This is a genomic window from Zoogloea sp. LCSB751 (assembly GCF_002028455.1).
GTDB lineage: Bacteria > Pseudomonadota > Gammaproteobacteria > Burkholderiales > Rhodocyclaceae > Zoogloea.
On record NZ_MWUM01000002.1, the window covers coordinates 250,375 to 269,099 of the forward strand.

The 18,725-nt window shown below is 65.2% G+C and carries 20 protein-coding genes; 7 read left to right on the top strand and 13 right to left on the bottom strand.

Annotation, left to right across the window (positions count from 1 at the left end):
* Window positions 1-188: 188 nt before the first annotated feature.
* From glyQ to gloA, 6 genes are read left to right on the top strand one after another with little or no spacing between them, the layout of a single operon-like run.
* Window positions 189-1,097: a glycine--tRNA ligase subunit alpha gene (glyQ, locus tag B4920_RS04030; protein WP_079433326.1), complete on the top strand. Its 909-nt coding sequence runs from the start codon at window positions 189-191 to the stop codon at window positions 1,095-1,097.
* Window positions 1,097-3,181 (top strand): glycine--tRNA ligase subunit beta, encoded by a 2,085-nt coding sequence (glyS, locus tag B4920_RS04035; RefSeq protein WP_079433327.1) that lies wholly within the window; start codon window positions 1,097-1,099, stop codon window positions 3,179-3,181. Before glyQ ends, glyS begins: the two co-directional genes overlap by 1 nt.
* 9 nt (window positions 3,182-3,190) lie before the next feature.
* Window positions 3,191-3,724, top strand: a complete 534-nt coding sequence (gene gmhB, locus B4920_RS04040) for a D-glycero-beta-D-manno-heptose 1,7-bisphosphate 7-phosphatase (protein ID WP_079433328.1) — start codon at window positions 3,191-3,193, stop codon at window positions 3,722-3,724.
* Window positions 3,725-3,737: 13 nt separating this feature from the next.
* Window positions 3,738-4,490: a 1-acyl-sn-glycerol-3-phosphate acyltransferase gene (locus tag B4920_RS04045; RefSeq protein WP_079433329.1), complete on the top strand. Its 753-nt coding sequence runs from the start codon at window positions 3,738-3,740 to the stop codon at window positions 4,488-4,490.
* Window positions 4,487-5,209 (top strand): M48 family metallopeptidase, encoded by a 723-nt coding sequence (locus tag B4920_RS04050; RefSeq protein ID WP_079433330.1) that lies wholly within the window; start codon window positions 4,487-4,489, stop codon window positions 5,207-5,209. Before B4920_RS04045 ends, B4920_RS04050 begins: the two co-directional genes overlap by 4 nt.
* A 14-nt stretch (window positions 5,210-5,223) precedes the next feature.
* Complete coding sequence (gene gloA, locus B4920_RS04055; protein ID WP_079433331.1) at window positions 5,224-5,610, top strand: lactoylglutathione lyase; 387 nt, start codon at window positions 5,224-5,226, stop codon at window positions 5,608-5,610.
* An 8-nt stretch (window positions 5,611-5,618) separates the two neighbouring features.
* Here the strand turns inward: gloA and B4920_RS04060 are convergent, their stop codons facing one another.
* The 6 genes from B4920_RS04060 to fliO form a co-directional block, all read right to left on the bottom strand.
* The gene (locus B4920_RS04060; RefSeq protein ID WP_079433332.1) at window positions 5,619-8,735 is read right to left on the bottom strand and encodes a response regulator; all 3,117 of its coding nucleotides are present in this window, start codon (window positions 8,733-8,735) and stop codon (window positions 5,619-5,621) included.
* Entirely contained in the window at window positions 8,732-9,775 is a 1,044-nt protein-coding gene (locus B4920_RS04065; RefSeq protein ID WP_079433333.1) for an HD domain-containing phosphohydrolase, read from the bottom strand. Before B4920_RS04065 ends, B4920_RS04060 begins: the two co-directional genes overlap by 4 nt.
* A 111-nt stretch (window positions 9,776-9,886) precedes the next feature.
* On the bottom strand, window positions 9,887-10,666 hold the full coding sequence (gene fliR, locus B4920_RS04070) for a flagellar biosynthetic protein FliR (RefSeq protein ID WP_079433334.1): 780 nt from the start codon (window positions 10,664-10,666) through the stop codon (window positions 9,887-9,889).
* 14 nt (window positions 10,667-10,680) lie between these two features.
* Window positions 10,681-10,950 carry a flagellar biosynthesis protein FliQ gene (gene fliQ / locus B4920_RS04075; protein ID WP_079433335.1) on the bottom strand — a complete coding sequence of 90 codons (270 nt, stop codon included), beginning with the start codon at window positions 10,948-10,950 and terminating at the stop codon, window positions 10,681-10,683.
* Window positions 10,951-10,964: 14 nt separating this feature from the next.
* Entirely contained in the window at window positions 10,965-11,711 is a 747-nt protein-coding gene (gene fliP / locus B4920_RS04080) for a flagellar type III secretion system pore protein FliP (RefSeq protein ID WP_079433336.1), read from the bottom strand.
* The gene (gene fliO, locus B4920_RS04085; protein ID WP_254050826.1) at window positions 11,708-12,124 is read right to left on the bottom strand and encodes a flagellar biosynthetic protein FliO; all 417 of its coding nucleotides are present in this window, start codon (window positions 12,122-12,124) and stop codon (window positions 11,708-11,710) included. Before fliO ends, fliP begins: the two co-directional genes overlap by 4 nt.
* A gap of 173 nt (window positions 12,125-12,297) precedes the next feature.
* Here fliO and B4920_RS04090 point away from each other — a divergent pair, with 173 nt between their 5' ends.
* Complete coding sequence (locus B4920_RS04090) at window positions 12,298-12,513, top strand: hypothetical protein (protein WP_079433337.1); 216 nt, start codon at window positions 12,298-12,300, stop codon at window positions 12,511-12,513.
* A 64-nt stretch (window positions 12,514-12,577) separates the two neighbouring features.
* On the opposite strand, the gene fliN is transcribed toward B4920_RS04090, so the two are convergent.
* The 7 genes from fliN to B4920_RS04125 all read right to left on the bottom strand — a co-directional run bounded on the left by fliN (window position 12,578) and on the right by B4920_RS04125 (window position 18,721).
* The gene (gene fliN, locus B4920_RS04095) at window positions 12,578-13,039 is read right to left on the bottom strand and encodes a flagellar motor switch protein FliN (protein WP_079433338.1); all 462 of its coding nucleotides are present in this window, start codon (window positions 13,037-13,039) and stop codon (window positions 12,578-12,580) included.
* 9 nt (window positions 13,040-13,048) lie between these two features.
* Window positions 13,049-14,041, bottom strand: a complete 993-nt coding sequence (fliM, locus tag B4920_RS04100; protein ID WP_079433339.1) for a flagellar motor switch protein FliM — start codon at window positions 14,039-14,041, stop codon at window positions 13,049-13,051.
* 12 nt (window positions 14,042-14,053) lie between these two features.
* Window positions 14,054-14,623, bottom strand: a complete 570-nt coding sequence (gene fliL, locus B4920_RS04105) for a flagellar basal body-associated protein FliL (protein WP_079433340.1) — start codon at window positions 14,621-14,623, stop codon at window positions 14,054-14,056.
* Window positions 14,624-14,716: 93 nt separating this feature from the next.
* The gene (locus B4920_RS04110) at window positions 14,717-15,955 is read right to left on the bottom strand and encodes a flagellar hook-length control protein FliK (protein WP_161493232.1); all 1,239 of its coding nucleotides are present in this window, start codon (window positions 15,953-15,955) and stop codon (window positions 14,717-14,719) included.
* Between the two features lie 89 nt (window positions 15,956-16,044).
* A complete protein-coding gene (fliJ, locus tag B4920_RS04115; protein WP_079433342.1) occupies window positions 16,045-16,494 on the bottom strand; it encodes a flagellar export protein FliJ in 450 nt (149 codons plus the stop codon).
* A gap of 80 nt (window positions 16,495-16,574) precedes the next feature.
* Entirely contained in the window at window positions 16,575-17,978 is a 1,404-nt protein-coding gene (gene fliI, locus B4920_RS04120; protein ID WP_079433343.1) for a flagellar protein export ATPase FliI, read from the bottom strand.
* Entirely contained in the window at window positions 17,978-18,721 is a 744-nt protein-coding gene (locus B4920_RS04125; protein WP_079433344.1) for a flagellar assembly protein FliH, read from the bottom strand. Before B4920_RS04125 ends, fliI begins: the two co-directional genes overlap by 1 nt.
* Window positions 18,722-18,725: the final 4 nt, after the last annotated feature.

Consider the following 18,725-nt stretch of genomic DNA (forward strand, 5'->3'; position numbering starts at 1 on the left):
CGGCTGACCGATGTTATATGTCCGTCGCCTTATTTACGGCCGATGTGTTCAATTTCTTGACAGTAATCGGTGCGGCCGGACGGGCAGGAGGGCCGCCGGCTTCGTACCGTCGGGCCTCCCCTGGGCGCAGAAACCCAGTAAAATCCGCGTTTTGCCCAAATTCGCGCGGCGCCTGCCGCGGAGCACCCATGTCCGTTCAAAAACCGACTTTCCAGCAGATCATCCTGCGCCTCTCGAACTTCTGGGCCGAGCACGGTTGCACCCTGCTCCAGCCCTACGACATCGAGGTCGGCGCCGGCACCTTCCATACCGCCACTTTCCTGCGCTCCATCGGCCCGGAACACTGGAATGCCGCTTACGTGCAGCCCTCCCGCCGCCCGAAGGATGGCCGCTACGGCGAGAATCCCAACCGCCTGCAGCACTATTACCAGTACCAGGTAGTGCTCAAGCCGTCGCCGGTCAACATCCAGGAGCTCTACATCGACAGCCTGCGTGCGCTGGGCATCGATCCCAACGCCCACGACATCCGCTTCGTCGAGGACGACTGGGAGTCGCCCACGCTGGGTGCCTGGGGCCTGGGCTGGGAGGTGTGGCTGGACGGTATGGAGGTCACCCAGTTCACCTATTTCCAGGAAGTCGGCTCCCTGTCCTGCAAGCCGGTGCTCGGCGAGATCACCTACGGCCTCGAGCGCCTGGCCATGTATCTGCAGGGCGTTGAAAACGTCTATGACCTGGTGTGGTCGATCGGCCCGGACGGTACGCCGGTGACCTATGGCAACGTCTATCACCAGAACGAGGTCGAGCAGTCCACCTACAACTTCGAACACTCCAACGTCGAATGGCTGTTCCGCCTGTTCGGCGAGTACGAGGGCGAGGCCAAGCGCCTGCTGGCCGTACCGCTGGTGCTGCCGGCCTTCGAGATGGTTATGAAGTGTTCCCACACCTTCAACCTGCTCGATGCCCGCGGGGCGATCTCCGTCACCGAGCGCGCCGCCTACATCGGCCGCGTGCGTGCCCTGGCCCGTGAAGTGGCCCAGGCCTATTACAACTCCCGCGAAGCCCTCGGCTTCCCGATGCTGAAGAAGGAGGCCGCGTGATGACCGGCGCGACCCTGCTCGTTGAACTGCTGACCGAAGAACTCCCGCCCAAGGCCCTGCCCAAGCTGGGCCAGGCCTTCTCCAACGGCATCGTCGCTGGCCTGCGTGCGCGCGGCCTGGCGGCTGCTGACGGTGCCTTCCGCTGGTTCGCCACGCCGCGCCGGCTGGCGGTGACCATCGCCCACGTGCTGCCCGAGGCCGCCGCCAAGGATGTCACCGAGAAGATCATGCCGGTGTCCGTGGCGCTGACCGCCGACGGCCAACCGACCCCGGCGCTGAGCAAGAAGCTGGAAGCCAAGGGCATCCCGCTGTCTGCCGTGGCGAGCTTCGAGTGCCGCCAGGACGGCAAGGCCGAAGCGCTGTTCTACACGTCAACCGTGGCCGGTGCCAAGCTGGCCGACGTGCTGGCCGGCATCGTGCAGGATGCGCTGAAGCAGCTGCCCATTCCCAAGGTGATGCGCTGGGGCGATGGTGACGCGACCTTCGTGCGTCCCGCCCACAAGCTGACCCTGCTGCACGGCGCCAACGTGGTTCCCGGTTCGGTGCTCGACGTCCAGTCCGGCCGCACGACCCGCGGCCACCGCTTCATGAGCAAGGGCGACATCGAGATCGCTACCGCCGATGCTTACGAGCCGACCTTGCTGGCCGAAGGCAAGGTCATCCCCGACTTCGCCGAGCGTCGCGCCAACATCGAGAAGCAACTCGTCTCCGAAGCCGGCCGCCAGCACGCCACGCTGGGCGAATACGCCGACCTGCTCGACGAAGTCACCGCGCTGGTCGAGCACCCCACGGTTTACGTCGGCGAGTTCGAGGCCGAGTTCCTGGCCGTGCCGCAGGAATGCCTGATCCTCACGATGCGGTCCAACCAGAAGTACTTCCCGCTGTTCGACGCGGCCGGCAAGCTGCTCAACCGCTTCCTGATCGTTTCCAACATGGAACTGGCCGACCCGTCCAACATCGTCGCCGGCAACCAGCGCGTGGTGCGTCCGCGCCTGTCCGATGCGCGCTTTTTCTTCGAGCAGGACATCAAGGCCGGCCTCACGCCGCGCGTCGTCAAGCTCGGCTCGGTGGTCTACCACAACAAGCTGGGTTCCCTCGGCGACCGCGTCGAGCGTCTGTCCGCCGTGGCCCGCAAGGTCGCCGGCCTGCTGGGTGCCGACGAGAACCAGGCCAACCGCGCCGCGCTGCTGTCCAAGGCCGACCTGCTGACCGACATGGTCGGCGAGTTCCCCGAGCTGCAGGGCACCATGGGCCGCTACTACGCGCTGGCCGAAGGCGCCGCACCGGTGGTGGCCGAGGCCATCGAGCAGCACTACCGCCCGCGTTTCGCCGGCGATGCGCTGCCCGACAGCAACATCGGCCGTGCGCTGGCGCTGGCCGACAAGCTCGATGCGCTGGTCGGCTTCTTCGGTATCGGTCAGATCCCGACCGGCGACAAGGACCCGTTCGGCCTGCGCCGCGCGGCCCTGGGCGTGCTGCGCATCCTGATGGAAGCGCCGCTGCCCCTCGACCTGGCCGAGCTGATCAAGATCTCCGTGGCTGCCTTCACCCCGGGTGTGCTGACCGCCGAGGTGGATGGCCCCCTGTACGATTTCATCCTCGAACGTCTGCGCAACACCCTGCGCGACGCCGGCCATGCCCAGGACGTGGTGGACGCGGTGCTGGCTCTCAAGCCGACCCGCATCGACCTGGTGGTGCCGAAGCTCGACGCCGTCGTGGCCTTCCAGCAACTGCCGGAGGCTGCCGCGCTGGCCGCTGCCAACAAGCGGATCGTCAACATCCTCAAGAAGGCCGAAGGCCCGATCGGCGAGCCCGATGTGGCGCTGCTGGTGGAAGAGGCCGAGAAGGCCCTGTTCCACGCCATCGTCGAAGTTGCGCCGCTGGCCCGCTCCCACTTCCAGAACGAGGCCTACACTGACGCGCTGCGCGTCCTTGCCGGCCTGCGGGCGGCGGTGGACCGCTTCTTCGACGAGGTGATGGTGATGGCCGAGGAGCCGCTGGTGCGTCAGAACCGCCTGGCCCTGCTGAACCAGCTGGCCGGCCTGATGAACCAGGTGGCCGACATTTCCCGCCTGTCCGCCTGAGGTCCGTCCATGAAGCTGATCGTGCTCGACCGGGACGGGGTCATCAATTTCGACTCCGACCAGTTCATCAAGTCACCCGAGGAGTGGAAGCCGATTCCCGGCTCCCTCGAAGCCATCGCCCGTCTCAATGAGGCGGGCTGGCGGGTGGTGGTGGCCTCCAACCAGTCGGGGGTCGGGCGCGGCCTCTTCGACATGGACACCCTCAATGCCATCAACGAGAAGATGACCAAGGCCCTGGCTCAGGTCGGCGGCCGGCTGGACGGGATCTTCTTCTGCCCGCATCCGGCAGACTCCACCTGCGAGTGCCGCAAGCCCAAGCCGGGCATGTTCATCCAGATCGCCGAGCGCTTCAATGTGGATCTGGCGGGCATGCCGGTGGTTGGCGACAGTCTGCGCGACCTGCAGGCCGGTGTCGCGGTGGGGTGCAAGCCCTATCTGGTGCTGACCGGCAAGGGCGCCAAGACCCAGGCCGACCCGGCGCTGCCCGAGGGCACTGAAATCCATCCCGATCTGGCGGCCATCGTCGCGCAGCTCACCGCCTGAAGGTGTCCGTCCCGTGGTTCTGATTCGCAATCTGTTGTTCATGCTGGCCCTCGGCTTCTTTACGCCGCTCTATGCGCTGATCGGCATGGCCACCTTCCCCTTCGGACCGAAGACCCGCCACAAGATCATCCGTGGCTGGCCGCGCATCATGGCGTGGGTTATCAAGCATGTGCTCGGGATTCCCTACCGCCTGATCGGCGCCGAGAACATTCCGGCCAAGGGCCCGGCCATCGTGGTCTCCAAGCACATGTCGGCCTGGGAAACCATCATGCTGCAGGACATCTTCCCGCCGATGGTCTTCGTGATGAAGAAGGAAATCCACAAGGTGCCCTTCTTCGGCTGGGGCATCGCCCAGATGCCGATGATTGCCATCGACCGGGCTGCCGGCAAGGATGCGCTAGCCCAGGTCGAGGCCCAGGGGCGTGAGCGCCTGGCCGACGGCTTGTGGGTGACGATCTTTCCGGAAGGTACCCGCGTTGCGCCGGGCAGCAAGAAGCGCTACAAGGCCGGCGGTTCCTGGCTGGCCGCGCAGACCGGCACGCCGGTGGTGCCGGTGGCCCACAATGCCGGCGAGTTCTGGCCGCGCAACGCCTTCTTCAAGCGTCCGGGCGAGGTGGTGGTGAGCATCGGGCCGGTGATCGACACCACCGGCCTGTCCGCCGACGAGATCAATGCCCGTGCCGAGAAGTGGATCGAGGCCGAGATGCGCCGCCTGTTTCCGCATCACTACCGCGGCCATTCCCGCAAGGAATCGGTCCAGGCGTGACTGCCGTGGCCGTCGAGACCCGCGAGATCGTCCTCAACGGTCAGCGGGTCGTTTACCGGCTGCGGCGCAGTGTGCGCAAGACCCTCGGGCTGCGCATCGACGAGCGTGGCCTGACGGTTGGCGTGCCGCAGCGGGTATTGTTGCGGGACGTGGAAGCCTTCATCCGCAGCCACGCCGACTGGGTGGTGGACACGCTGCACAAGCGCCCTCCGGCCAGCCAGCGGCCGGCCTTCGTTCCCGAGGAGGGGGCAACACTGCCGCTGCTCGGCGATACCTGGCATCTTCGCCTCGGGCGGGGCAACAACCGGGTCTTGTGGCATGAGTCCGGCCCCGAGCGCATCCTCGAGCTGGCCCTGCGCAACGGCGGCGATGCCCGCCAGTTGTTGCTGCGGGGCCTGCAGCGGCGTGGGCTGGAACTGTTCTCCAACCGGGTCGAGGAGTTCTGCCTGCGTCTCGGCCGTCCGGTGCCTGCCGTCGGGCTGACCAATGCGCGCACGCGCTGGGGCAGCTGCAGCAGCCGTAGCGGCATCCGCCTGCACTGGCGGCTCATCCATCTGCCCTTGGGCTTGATCGATTACGTGGTCGCCCACGAGGTGGCCCACCTGGTTGAGATGAACCACTCGCCGCGCTTCTGGTCGGTAGTGGAGTCCCTGTATCCCGACCATCTTGCGGCCCGCCAGACGCTCCGTCAGGTGGCCACATCCCTTCCGCACATTTGAACCGAGGAAAGCTCATGCGTCTTCTGCACACCATGCTCCGCGTCGTCGATCTCGACCGTTCCATTGCCTTTTACACCGAGGTGCTCGGTATGCGCCTGCTGCGCCGGCATGACTATCCGGAAGGCAAGTTCACGCTGGCCTTCGTTGGCTACCAGGATGAATCGGAGGGGGCGGTCCTTGAGCTGACCCACAACTGGGGCGTCGAGTCCTACGAGCTGGGCACGGCCTACGGGCACATCGCGCTGGAAGTGCCCGATGCCTACGCCGCCTGTGAGACGATCAAGGCGCGGGGAGGCAAGGTCGTCCGCGAGGCCGGCCCGATGAAGCATGGCACCACGGTGATCGCCTTTGTCGAGGATCCGGACGGCTACAAGGTCGAGTTGATCCAGTCCAGGACCTGAGGACTGCGTTACCGGGGCGGGAGGCCGAAGGCTTCCCGCAGGGCGAGCAGTTCCTGGTGCAGCTCGGCCAGAACGGCCGGTGCGTTGGCCAGCTGTTTTTCACGCCCCATGCGCTCCAGCTGTTGAGCCTTGGCCTGGGCCTGCTCGGCGCAGAAATTGGAAACCGCGCCCTTCAGTGCGTGCGCCGAACTGTACAGGGACTCCGCATCGCCGGCTGCAACAGCCTTATCCACGTTGGACAGCATGCGCGGCTCGTCCTCGCTGTACATCTCGATCAGCTGGCCCAGCAGTTCTTCATCGTCCCCCAGGTTGGCGAGGACTTTTTCCTTGTCGAAAACGGGGGCTCCGCTTGGGGCGGATTCGGTGGCCGGCGGTGGTGCCGGATCGTCGTTGCCAACGTTGCTGATCAAGACCTCGACAAGATCCGGGGCATGGACCGGTTTGGACAGGTAGCCGTCCATGCCGGCCTCCAGACAGCGTTCCCGGTCGCCTTTCATGGCGTGGGCAGTCATGGCGATGATAGGGGTGCGGGGCATACCGGCGGCTTCTCTTTCTCGAATTCTGGCTGTTGCCTCGAAGCCGCCGAGGACGGGCATCTGGACATCCATCAGGATGATGTCGAAATGTCCGTGGGCGTGCAGCTCGACGGCTTCCGCGCCGTTGTTGGCGACTTCGACCTGGTGCCCGAGCTTCTCGAGCAGGCGCAGGGCGAGGGTCTGGTTCACGATGTTGTCCTCGGCGAGCAAAATGCGCAACTGCCGCCGCTGCTCGCGCAGCGTGTGGCGTGTTATCAGTGCGCGTTCGTGCTCGGCGGCGTGGATCGGTTCGACCGACAACAGAATGGCGTTGAGCAGGTCCGAGGCCTGTACCGGCATCGGCAGGTAGGCGGATACTCCCAGCTCCCGGCAGCGTGCCCCGTCCCCGCGCCGTCCTTCCCCTGCCAGCATGACGATACAGGGTTGGGGGCGGGTTACCCGGGGAATTTCCTCGACCAACTGGAAACCCTCGGCGTCGGGGAGCTGGGTGCTGACGATGACCACCCGGAAGGGCTTGTCGTTGGCACAGGCGTCGGCCAGTTCGCGCCGGCTGCTGGCTGCGTCGGGCATGGCCAGCGGTGCCATCCGCCATTGGCTGAGAAGTTCCACCAGCATGGCCCGTTCGGTGGGGTTGTCCACCGCGACGAGAACCGGCAGATTGTCCAGGTGCGCTTCTTCGTCGATCATTGCCACGTGCTGGCCGCGATCGAAGTGGGCGGTGAAGTGGAAGGTGCTGCCATGACCGGGGGTGCTCTCCACCCCGATATGACCGTCCATGGCCTGAACCAGTTGGGCGCTGATCGTCAGACCCAGCCCGGTGCCCCCATAGCGACGGGTCGTTGAGGTGTCGGCCTGCGAGAAGGCATCGAAGATCAGGCTTTGCTTCTCGGCCGGAATGCCGACTCCGGTGTCCTGGACGCGGAAGTGGATCGCGGCCTTGCCGTCGACATCCCCGGCCTGGCCGGGCTGGACAAGCAGCGTCACGCTGCCGGCGGTGGTGAACTTGATGCCGTTGGAGAGCAGGTTGATCAGCACCTGACGCAGGCGGTGCGGATCGCCCATCAGGCTGTCGGGTACGTCGGGCGATATCTGGGCGGTGAGCTGCAGGTCCTTCTCGGCGGCGCGCTGCTGCAGCGTGCGCACGGCCAGGGCGACGCAGTCACGCAGGCTGAAGTCGATGTGTTCGAAATCCAGCTTGCCGGCCTCGATCTTCGAGAAGTCGAGGATGTCGTTGATGATGTTGAGCAGCGCGTTGGCGGAACTCTTCACCAGCAGCAGATATTCCCGCTGTTCGTCGTCGAGTTCGGTATCGAGGGCCAGGTCGGTCATGCCGAGGATGGCGTTCATCGGCGTGCGGATTTCGTGGCTCATGTTGGCCAGGAAATCACTCTTCGAGCGGCTGTTGGCTTCGGCCGCTTCCTTGGCGTCGCGCATGTAGGCCTCGGCCGCCTTGCGTTCGCTGATGTCGCGCAGGTAGGCGGTGACGAGTCGCTGGCCGTCGCTTTCCACTGCAACCAGCGCCAGTTCCACCGGAAACTCCTCGCCGCTCTGGCGTACCGCGATGCCTTCGATGCGCTGTCCGATGCGTTCGAGCTGAGTGTCGGTCAGCAGTTTGGTGAGCTCCGCGCTCTGGGCTTGCCGCAGGCGCTCAGGGAAGAACAGAAGGGCATAGGACTGGTGAAGCACCTTGCTGCGAGGAACGCCGAAGGTCCGCTCGGCGGCAGGGTTGAACTCAATGATACGGCCCTCGCTGTCCACCGTGATGATGCAGTCGAGGGCCGCCTCGGTGATCGCCCGGTTGCGGGATTCGCTGGCGGTGAGGGCGGCCTGGCCGTCGAACAGGCGAATGGAGGTCCAGTTGAGCGCATCCACCAGCTTGCGGATTTCGTTGATGCTGCTGGGCTCGGCCAGTACGCTGCCCTGGCTGCTCTCGAGGGACTCGGCAAAGTTGGTGGCCCGTTCGAGACTGCGCAGCGGCGGGCGCAGGAAGTACAGGATGGCAGTCGTGCCGGCTACAAGCGTCAGCAGGCTGGCGAGGGCGCTGTCCTCGATGATGTGCTGGAAGCTCTCGTTGGCGGCGACGGGCTTCATCTCGACCCGCAGCCAGCCGAGGGGGGCGTGTTCGCCAATGCCGGACCAGGACAGGAGCGTTTCGCTATCGGTGTGGGCGGGGGATGTGCTGGCCTGGCGGTTGGCCGTCGGGGGCATCAGCGGGGTGGCGTCGATGGCCTCGGCTTCCAGCGGTGCATTGTCGTGTGTCCGGATGACGCTGGCGATGGGCGTGCCCCGGCGGTCGGTGACCGTCAGCCGACGGATGCTCGGGGATGTCTGCAGTTGTTGCAGGTGGGACTGAACGCGGGTGGCATCGCCGGTTGCCATATGGGGTTCGAGGGCCGCTGCCATCTGTTGCCCCAGTTCGTCCCCATGGCGCCGTTCGAGGCGTTCCACGTAGGCGGCCTGTTCGAGGCCGATATAAAGGGAATAGGCACCGATCGACAGGGTCAGCAGCGCTGCGAACAGGAAGGTGAGCTGCTGGCCGAGGGAGCGCAGACCGAGGCGGGATGCCAGGGCATGAAATGGAGCACTCATTCCTGGTCTTGATAGCGTTCGCGAATGGTCAGCACGGCGGGCCACCGCTCAAGGAAGGCATCCACACACACTGGGTCGAAGTGGCTGCCGCGTCCGTCCTTGAGGAAGCTCACCGCCCGCTCCAGCTCCCAGGCCAGCTTGTAGGGACGAGAGGACGTGAGGGCATCGAAGACGTCGGCGACCGCCACGATGCGTCCGCACAGTGGAATCGCCTCGCCTGCCAGCCCGGCAGGATAGCCGCTGCCGTCGAACTTCTCGTGGTGGTTGAGGGCGATCTCGGCGGCCATCTGGATCATCGGCGAGCTGGAGCCGCTGAGAATGTCGTGGCCGATGGTGGCGTGGCGGCGCATGATGACCATTTCCTCGTCGGTCAGGCGGCCGGGCTTGAGCAGGATGTGATCCGGCGTGCCGACCTTGCCGACGTCGTGCATCGGGGCTGCGCTGAGCAAGCGTTCGCAATACTCCGCGTCGAGGCCCATGTGGCGGGCGATGAGTTCCGAGTAATGGGCCATGCGAACGATGTGGGCGCCGGTTTCCGGGTCCCGGTATTCGGCTGCGCGTGCCAGCCGGGTCACGGTCTCCCGCTCGCGGGCGACGATTTCTGCCGTCTTGTGGATGACGGCGTCGCGCAGATCATCGTTCCAACTGCGCATGCGCTTGTGGCTGTCGCGCAGGGCCAGCATTGTCCGGACGCGGGGGTCGAACTCGTGGCGGTCGATGGGCTTGGTCAGGAAGTCGTTGGCGCCGGCGCTCAGACTCTGGTAGCGGACTTCCTTTTCATGGGCGGCGGTCACCATCAGGATCGGTACCGCATCGGCTGGATGGCGCCGACGGATGGTCTCGATGAATTCGATGCCGTTGATGTCGGGCATCATGTAATCGACGATGATCAGGTCGGGTTCGTTCTCCCCGCACCACTGCAGGCCTTCGACCGGTGAGACGAAGGCATGGATCTCGGTGCCGGCGGGGGTCAGCTTGCGCACCAGGGCCTGGATCAGGGTGAGGTTGATGGGGGTGTCGTCGACGATGACTATGGCCATGGGGGCTCCGCGGGTGCGCCGTTCGATGGTTGAGCGGCGCTGATAGGAAGAATATCGGTCAATGCCCGAGGAAATTGAGTGTCCGTATTTGCCGACGGATCGCCAGACCCGCTATGTCGCGCGTACCACTTGCGCCATGGTCTCGAAACCCAGGTCGTAGAGGCGCTGCAACAGCGGTGCCATGCGCTCGAGGGTCATGACCAGCATGCCGAGACCAACGGTCAGGGTGATGGGGAAACCGATGGCGAAGAGATTGAGTTGGGGGGCGGCCTTGGTGAGGATGCCGAGGGCAATGTTGGTGATCAGGAGTGCCGTGATGATGGGCAGCGCCATCAGCACGCCGCTGCCGAAAATGATGCTGCCGGAGCGGGCCAGCAACAGCCAGCCCTCGCTGCGGACTGGTGTGGCGGCGATGGGCAGCCACTCGAAGCTGCGGGCCAGTGCGTCCACCAGCAGCAGATGTCCGTTGAGGGCCAGGAAGATCAATGAGGACATCAGGGTCAGGAACTGACTGACAACGGCCGTCTGGCCACCTGCCGTAGGGTCGAAGAAGGTGGCGAAGGACAGGCCCATCTGCAGGCTGGCGAGTTCGCCCATCAGTTCGAGGGCCGCCATCACGACGCGCATGGTCAGGCCCATGGCCAGGCCGATCAGGGTTTGCTGGCCGAGGATCAGCAGGCCGTCCCAGGAACCCAGGGGGACGCTGGGAATGGCAGGTAGCGCCGGCGCGAGGCCGATGGTGATGGCCAGCCCGGCCAGCAGCCGCATGCGCCGCGGAATACCATCGTTGCCGAAGATCGGGGCCGTGCTCACCAGCCCGAGGATGCGCGCCAGAGGGTAGGCCAGCATGGCCAGCCATGCATCGAGCTGGGCAGAGGTGATGGATAGCATGGGGGGCGCCGGCCTCAGCCGATCAGCGCGGGGATGCTGTCGAACAGGCGGCGGATGAAGTCGGTCAGCATCGTGATCATCCACGGCCCCGCCAAGACCAGTGTGATGAAAGTGGCGATCAGCTTGGGCACGAAGGACAGAGTCTGTTCGTTGATCTGCGTGGCGGCCTGGAAGATCGAGACGATCAGGCCGGTAACGAGCGCAGCGATGAACAGCGGGGCCGACACCAGCAGGGTGAGTTCGAGGGCCTGCCGGCCGAGGTCGATGACAGTGGTGGGCGTCATGGTGGAATCCTTGGTCAGCCGAAACTGCGTACCAGCGATCCGATCAGCAGGTCCCAGCCGTCCACCAGCACGAATAGCATGATCTTGAAGGGGAGGGCGACGGTGGCCGGGCTCATCATCATCATACCCATCGACATCAGCACCGAGGCGACCACCATGTCGATGATCAGGAAGGGGATGAACACGATGAAGCCGATCTGGAAGGCGGTTTTCAGTTCTGATGTGACGAAGGCCGGGATGACGACGCGCATCGGCAGGTCCTCGGCTTTTTCGACACGGGGCGTCTTGGCGAGCTTGGCGAACAGGCTCAGGTCCGGTTCGCGGATCTGTTTGAGCATGAAGGCCTTGACCGGCACGGTGGCCCGGTCGAGGGCCTCGTTGAAGGTGATGCGGTTCTCCGACAAGGGCACCCAGGCGTCCGTGTAAACCTTGTCGGCCACCGGTGACATGATGAAGAAGGTCAGGAACAGGGACAGGCCGATCATCACCTGGTTGGGTGGCGAGGTCTGGGTGCCGAGGGCGTGGCGCAGCAGGGACATGACGATGATGATCCGCGTGAAGCAGGTCATCATCAGCACCATGGCCGGCAGAAAGCTCAGGGACGTGAGCAGCAGCAGGGTCTGGATAGACAGGCTGTACTGGGTGCCACCGCCGCTGGCCGGCGTGCTGGTGAGGGCGGGCAGGGCCTGGGCCAGGACCGGCAGGGGGGTCAGCAGGCACAGCGGCGCAAGGCGACGCACGAACGACAGGACGCGCGTCACGGCCGGCGCTCCAGCGTCTGTTTCAGCCAGGTCTGGAAGTCCTTGCCACCGGGGCGTACGCCCGTATCGCCGGCGTTCAGGGGAAGGTCGGCGGTATCCAGGGTGTGCAGCGTGGTGATTTGCCCTGGGGCGACCCCCAGGACGAGCACCTTGTCGGCTACTTCCACCAGTACGACACGCTCGCGGGGGCCGACCGGGGCGGCGCCGCGTACCTTCAGCAGGTTGGCACCGCCGGACGCGCCAGCACCGAAGCGCTTGAGGAAAAGCAGCGTGGCGTAGAGCAGCCCTAGGATCAGTGCCAGGCCCAGGAACATCTGGAGGACGCTGCCGGCAACGTCGAGAGTGCCGTCGGCAGCCAGGGCGAATGGGCTCGGAGCCAGCAGGCCGATGGGGGCGAGCGTGGTGGGGCGCATGGTGGGTCGATACACGGTGGGGAGGCTAATAGAAGAGCTTAGAGGGGTGTGGTTCGGACCAAAGTCACGATTAGGCGCCCAAAACGGTATTTTTTCATGCTTTTCAGTTCACGCTGCTGAACGGCATGCTATGCCTACACTCAAACCAAGCATAACGTCCTGGAGGTGTGATCATGTTGCTCTGGCATCGTGACATCCAGCCCGAGGCTGGCGCGTCTGAAGGAAAGGCGGAGGGGGCGGTCGAGCCTTCCGCAGGTTATGAAGCCAAGCGTCAGCGCGCGCTGCAGATCCTTGGCGAACGCTGGCTGCTCCATCGGGCCAATGCGCCCGACCGGCGGCCCGTGCGTTCGGTGCTGTCCCGTCTGCACGGGGATGCCGCGACCCCTTGAAGACTGCCTCCCGGAGGGACAAGAAATGCCGGCCCGCAGGGGGCCGGCATTGTCGTGCGTGCAGTTAGTGGCGCAGTTTGCGGATGCGTTCTGCAGGCGTGATGATGTCGGTCAGGCGGATGCCAAACTTGTCGTTCACGACGACCACCTCGCCCTGCGCGATCAGCGTGCCATTGACCAGCACGTCCATCGGTTCGCCGGCCAGGCCATCGAGTTCGACCACCGATCCGTGGGCTAGCTGGAGCAGGTTGCGGATCGCGATCTTGGTGCGCCCCAGTTCCACGGTGAGCTGCACCGGGATGTCCAGGATCATGTCGTAGTCGTTGATGGAGCCCGATTTGGGCCCCGACTGGCCAAAATCCGGGAACAGCTGGCTGGCTGGCTTGGCCTGATAGGGGGACTCGTCGGCCAGACCGGGTTGCGCCGGGTCGGTCAGTCCCTCGGCCGCAGCCTGTTCCTGCATGGCGGCAGCCCAATCGTCGTCGCTGATCTGATTGTCGTCGTCTGGGGTGTCTGTTTCTGACATCTCGTGCTCCTAGCCCTTCGGGGCGACTTCTTCTTCCTGCGCCAGGAAACGCTCCACCTTGAGGGCGTATTGGCCGCGCTGGACGCCGTAGTGACACTCCATGAAGGGAATGCCGTCCACTTCGGCCTGGATGAGTGGCGGGATCGTCAGCGGAATGACGTCGCCGGGTTTCATGTTGACGATGTCCCCGAGGGTGACCTTGGCCGAGCCAAGGCGTGCCGTCAGGGTGACTTCGGCGCTCTGCAGTTGTTTCCCCATCATGCTGACCCAGCGATTGTCCTGGGTGATGTGGTCGCTCTGCATCGTCGAATAGAGCGTTTCGCGGATCGGCTCCAGCATCGAATACGGAAAGCAGAAATGCATCTCCGCCTGGGAGCCGCCGAACTCCAGCGTGAACGATGCCGCCACCACGATTTCGCTGGGCGTTGCGATGTTGGCGAACTGGGGGTTCATTTCCGAGCGGACGTATTCGAACTCCAGCTTCTTGACCGGCGCCCAGGCCTTTTCATACTCGTTGAAGGCGACCTTCAGCAGCCCCTGGATGATGCGCTGTTCGGTGGGCGTGAAGTCGCGCCCTTCGACCCGGGTGTGGAAGCGTCCGTCGCCGCCGAACAGGTTATCCACTACCAGAAACACCAGGTTCGGGTCGAGTACGATCAGTCCGGTGCCACGCAGCGGCTTGGCGATGAACAGGTTGAGGTTGGTCGGCACCACCAGGTTGCGCACGAACTCGCTGAACTTCTGGACCTTGATCGGCCCGACCGATACCTCGACGTTGCGGTGCATGTACGAGAACAGTCCGACCCGCAGGTAGCGGGCGAAGCGCTCGTTGATGAGCTCCATCGTGGGCATACGCCCACGGACAATGCGCTCCTGGGTGGCGAGGTTGTAGTCGCGTACCCCGCCCGCATGTTCTTCCGCGCTGTCGGCTTCCTCACTCTCCCCGGTGACGCCCTTCAGCAGGGCGTCAACTTCTTCTTGGGAGAGAAAATCCTGGGCCATGATGAAACCCCGTTACTGCACGATGAACTGGTTGAACAGGACGGCAAGCACAGGGCCGTCGTCTTCCGGGCGGTTGCGCTTGTTCTTCTTTTTGGGGTTCGGGGTGTAGCCGAGCACGTCGTTGGCTTCGTCCTTGACCTCGTCGGCAAGCTCCTCGCGGCCTTCCGCGGTGGCCAGTTCGGAGGGTTTCTTGGAGGACAGTAGCATGATGATGCGGTGCTTCAGTTCCGGCATGTAGAGCTTCAGGGAGTCGCCGATCTTGGCATCCGCCACCCGCAACACCATCGTCGACTGGAGGAAGTGTTCGCCTTCTTCGGGCGCCAGGTTGACGGTGAACTGCTCCAGCGGGACGAAAACCGGCGGGTGGGACGGGTCGACCTTGACCTTCGGCGGCTCATGCGCAGTCTCTTCCTCGGCCTCTTCGCCATCCGCATGCTTCTTCTTGCCCAGCAGCAAGAATGCGCCGCCGCCGGCGATCGCCAGGATCAGCACGGCCGCGATGATGACGATGAGTTTCTTCTTGCCACCCTTGGCGGGCGCTTCGCCTTCGGCGGCTTCCGCCTTGGCAGGTGCTTTCGACATGCTGGATCGCTCCTTATCTCACTGCATTGTTATCCATCACGTCCGCCTGCCAAGCCGGAAATAGGGGCGTGATCGCCCGCCATTTACCTCATTTCAGGCAAACGTGTCTACCAGACCGTCCCCGCGCCGGACCCATTGCTGGGCGGCCACGCGGGGCGTCGTCCCGTCATCCGCGCCGCGTTGGTCGCCCCAGGCCTTGCCACGCTGGCCTTCACCGGAGTTGTTCGACTGGCCCGAGGTCCCGACGTCGGTCTGTCCGAGGTTGATTCCGCTTTGTTCGAGGACTTCGCGTAGACGCGGCAAGCTCTGTTCGATCAGTTCCCGGGCTGCCGGTGTCGCGGCCACGAATTGTGCACTGGTCTGGTCGCCGCTGACAGTGATCGACACTTCGATTTTGCCCAGTTGCGGCGGCGTGAGGGTGAGTTGGGCGTGACTTTCCTCGTGTCCGACCATCCAGCTCACGCGGCTGCCGACCTCTTCGGGCCAGCCGGGGCTGCCGGCAGGGGTGGCCACGTGCATTGGAATGGGTGAGGCGACCTGTGTTGGAGACTCCCCGCGCAGGTTGGCGAGGGCTGCTGCATGGATACCGGCGAAGGCATTGACGGGAGCCGTTTCGGTGGTGAGCTCCGGGCGTTTGCCGGCAGTCTCGCCCGAGGCGGCAAGTTTTGCCGCGGAGTCGGTAAGCGCTGCCTCCAGAGGGAGGCTACCCGTGGCCGGATCGGCCAGGTGCGGGTTGCTTCCCGAATCGGCGAAGGCCAGACCGGTTGCCCCCGGGTGCCGGCCTCCGGCGGTGAGGTCGAGGTCCGACCCGTCGGCAATGGCATCCGTCTGTTCGCTGGCGAGCGTCACCGTGCCGCCTGGCGACGTTGCCGCCGGGCGTTGTCCGGCAGCGACGAGCGCTGCGAGAGCCGCATCCGTCGCGGCTGGAAGGGATTCCTGGGGCAGGGCGGCAAGCGGTGTGGCTTCCTCGTCATCGCTCTGGCGGGAAGAGGGGGCGCCCGTGCCAGTGCTAGTGCCTGTGGTCAGCAGGCTGCCGAGCAGGGCCGCCACGTCGGGGCTTGTGGCCTGGGAGTCTGCCGCCGTGTCTTCCGTCGTGGCGTCAGCTGCGGTGCCAGCCTTGCTGTCGGCGCTCTTTTCGTTGGTGGTCTTGCCGGATGTCGCCGGGGGCGAACCCGTGGGTGTGCCGGTGGGTTTGGTGTCGCGGTCGATCTGACGTTGCAGTTCGCGGGAGAAGCCGGTGTCGGCTGCATCTGCACCGGATGCAGCGGTGCCGTCGGCGCGCGGAAGGTCGGCGCTTTTGGCTGTGGTGGCGATGTTCGCGAGAGGGTTCAAAGCCGGTCCGGACATGATGATGTTCCCGTGGAAGGATGCAGACACCACCTTTCAGCAAGCTGCATGCCAGCTGTGGACCGGCAACTCGATCAGTCGTCCTGGTCCCGGTCGCGAAACTGTTTGGCGGCGTGTTCGTCGGTGAGTTTCTGTTCCTGTTTCGCTTCCTTGCGGGCTTGCTGGCTCTGGTGGCGCTGGGAGAGGGTGTCGAAAGCCTTGACCTTGTTGCGCTGGTCCACCCATGCCTGCTGCCCCTGTTCGACACGCCGCCGGGAGTCGGCCACCGCCCGTTGCTGGATGGTGATTGCATCGTCAAGCTTGAGGAGAAAGGCGCTGTAGTTGCGCCATGCGTCCGGGCCAATGCCGTTGCGCGCGGCCTCCACGAAGCGGGCCTGATACTCCTTGCGGTAGTCCACCAGCAGGGTGAGCTTTTCTTCGACCGCCCGTTCGCTGGCGATCAGCTCGCCCAGCTTGCGTGCGGCGTCATCCATCCGGTTGTTGGCCAAGTCCAGCAAGGTCTGTAGCGGGAAAGGCTCGGACATTTTCAGGTGCTTTCTACGTTATCGGACCGTAGGTCGGAATCTTTACGGGGGCCAAGAATAGCCTTGCTGCGGCGCCTGGGTTACGGCGTTGCGCCGAAGAGTGTGTAAAGCTTCTCGACCGCCGAGTCGTAGGGTTCGCATTCGTCGATGCGTTGCTGCAGGAAGGCTTCCAGGCGCGGATACATTGCTACCGCCTGGTCGAGGATCGGGTCTGCGCCGGCCTGGTAGGCACCGACGGCGATCAGGTCGCGGGAGCGCTGGTAACGGGAGAACAGCTGCTTGAAGCGCCGCACGACGTCGAAATGCTGGCTCTTGACCAGGTTGTGCATGGCCCGGGAGATGGACTGCTCGATGTCGATCGCCGGGTAGTGGCCCTGATCGGCAAGGTTGCGCGACAGCACGATGTGGCCGTCGAGGATGGCCCGCGCCGAGTCGGCGATCGGGTCCTGCTGGTCGTCGCCTTCGGCCAGTACCGTGTAGAAAGCGGTGATCGAACCGCCGCCCTCCGGGCCGTTGCCGGCACGTTCGACGAGAGCCGGCAGGCGCGCGAAGACCGATGGGGGATAGCCGCGGGTCACCGGGGGCTCGCCGATGGCCAGCGCGATTTCCCGCTGGGCCATCGCGTAGCGGGTCAGGGAGTCCATGATCAGCAGGACCTGCTTGCCTTGATCGCGGAAGTACTCGGCCACCGTGGTGGCATAGGAGGCACCCTGCAGGCGCATCAAGGGACTGCAGTCGGCCGGCGCGGCAATGACGGCCGAGCGGGCCAGGCCGTCGGCACCCAGGTTGTGCTCGATGAACTCCTTTACTTCGCGGCCCCGCTCGCCGATCAGCCCGACGACGATCACGTCGGCAGCGGTAAAGCGCGCCATCATGCCGATCAGTACCGATTTGCCGACGCCGGAGCCGGCAAACAGACCCATCCGCTGGCCGCGGCCGACGGTCAGCAGACCGTTGATGGCGCGGATGCCGACATCGAGGGACTGATCGATCGGGGCCCGCTGTAGTGGATTGACGGGGCGGGACTGCAGGGAGCGGGAGTGACGGGTGTTCAGCGGGCCGAGGCCGTCCAGCGGACGGCCTGCACCGTCCACCACGCGGCCGAGGAGCTCGTCGCCCATCGGCAGGTGCTTGGCCCGGTCGGAGGCGCGGCGGCGGGGCTCGATACGTTCTCCGGCGATCAGCGGCGGTTGGGTCGGTTCGATCGGGAAGACGTGGGCGCCCGGCGACAGGCCGAAGACGTCGTCGGTGGGCATCAGGAAGATCTTTTCGCCGTTGAAGCCGACGACCTCGGCCTCGACCGAACTGCCGCCCGGAATGACGATCTTGCAGCCCGAACCGAGGGGCAGCTTGAGGCCGGAGGCCTCCATGACCAGGCCATTGATGCGGGTCAGGCGGCCAGCCACCTGGTAAGGGGGCGTAGCGCCAATGAGCTTGCGCCCGTCGGCCAGGAAGGCGCGCCAGGTGTCGGTGCCGTGATCCATCAGGGCTCATCTCCATCCCACGGGATGTGTCGGCCGAGGTTGTCCATGATGCGGCGCCAGCGGGTCTGCACCGTGGCGTCGATCTGGCTGCCGGCCGCTTCGATGCGTACACCGCCGCGGCTGATGGTTGCGTCTTCGACCAGCCGATGGCCGGCGTGGGCCATGTGCTCGCCGAGATACTCTCGTGCCATCTCCACGTCTTCCGGATTGAGGTGGATCTGGGCGTGGGTCTGGGGCATCTGCCCGAGGGCTTCGCGCAGCAGGTCCGTGATCGTCTCCGGTCGGGCGGTGATGGTGTGGCGGACCATCTGGCGCGCCAGTTCGGCGGCCATGGCGAGGATTTCCTCGGCGACCTCCTGGTCGAGGGTCGTCAGGGACTTTTCCAGCCCTTCGACCAGACCATGGAAATGCATGGCTTCGATGCGCCCACGGGCCGTGCCTTCCTCGTAGCCGGCGGCATAGCCTTCCTTGCGCGCTTCCTCGTGGATGCGTTCGATGTCTTCCGCGGTGGGCAGCTGGAAAACGGGTTCTTCGTCCAGCAGCTCCTCGGGCGAGGGTTCGGGAATGGGCTCGGGCTCCGGGGCCGCTTCGATCGGTGGCGGTTCGACCACCGGGGGCTCCGTGGCCGGCTCGGGCTCTGGCGGCGCAAGCTCCTGCGGCGCGGGCGGCGGCGCCGGTTCGTCGAAGGACGGTGGGGTCCAGCGCCGGTAGATGCCGACAGCCTGGTGGCGATCCATGCTCATGGGA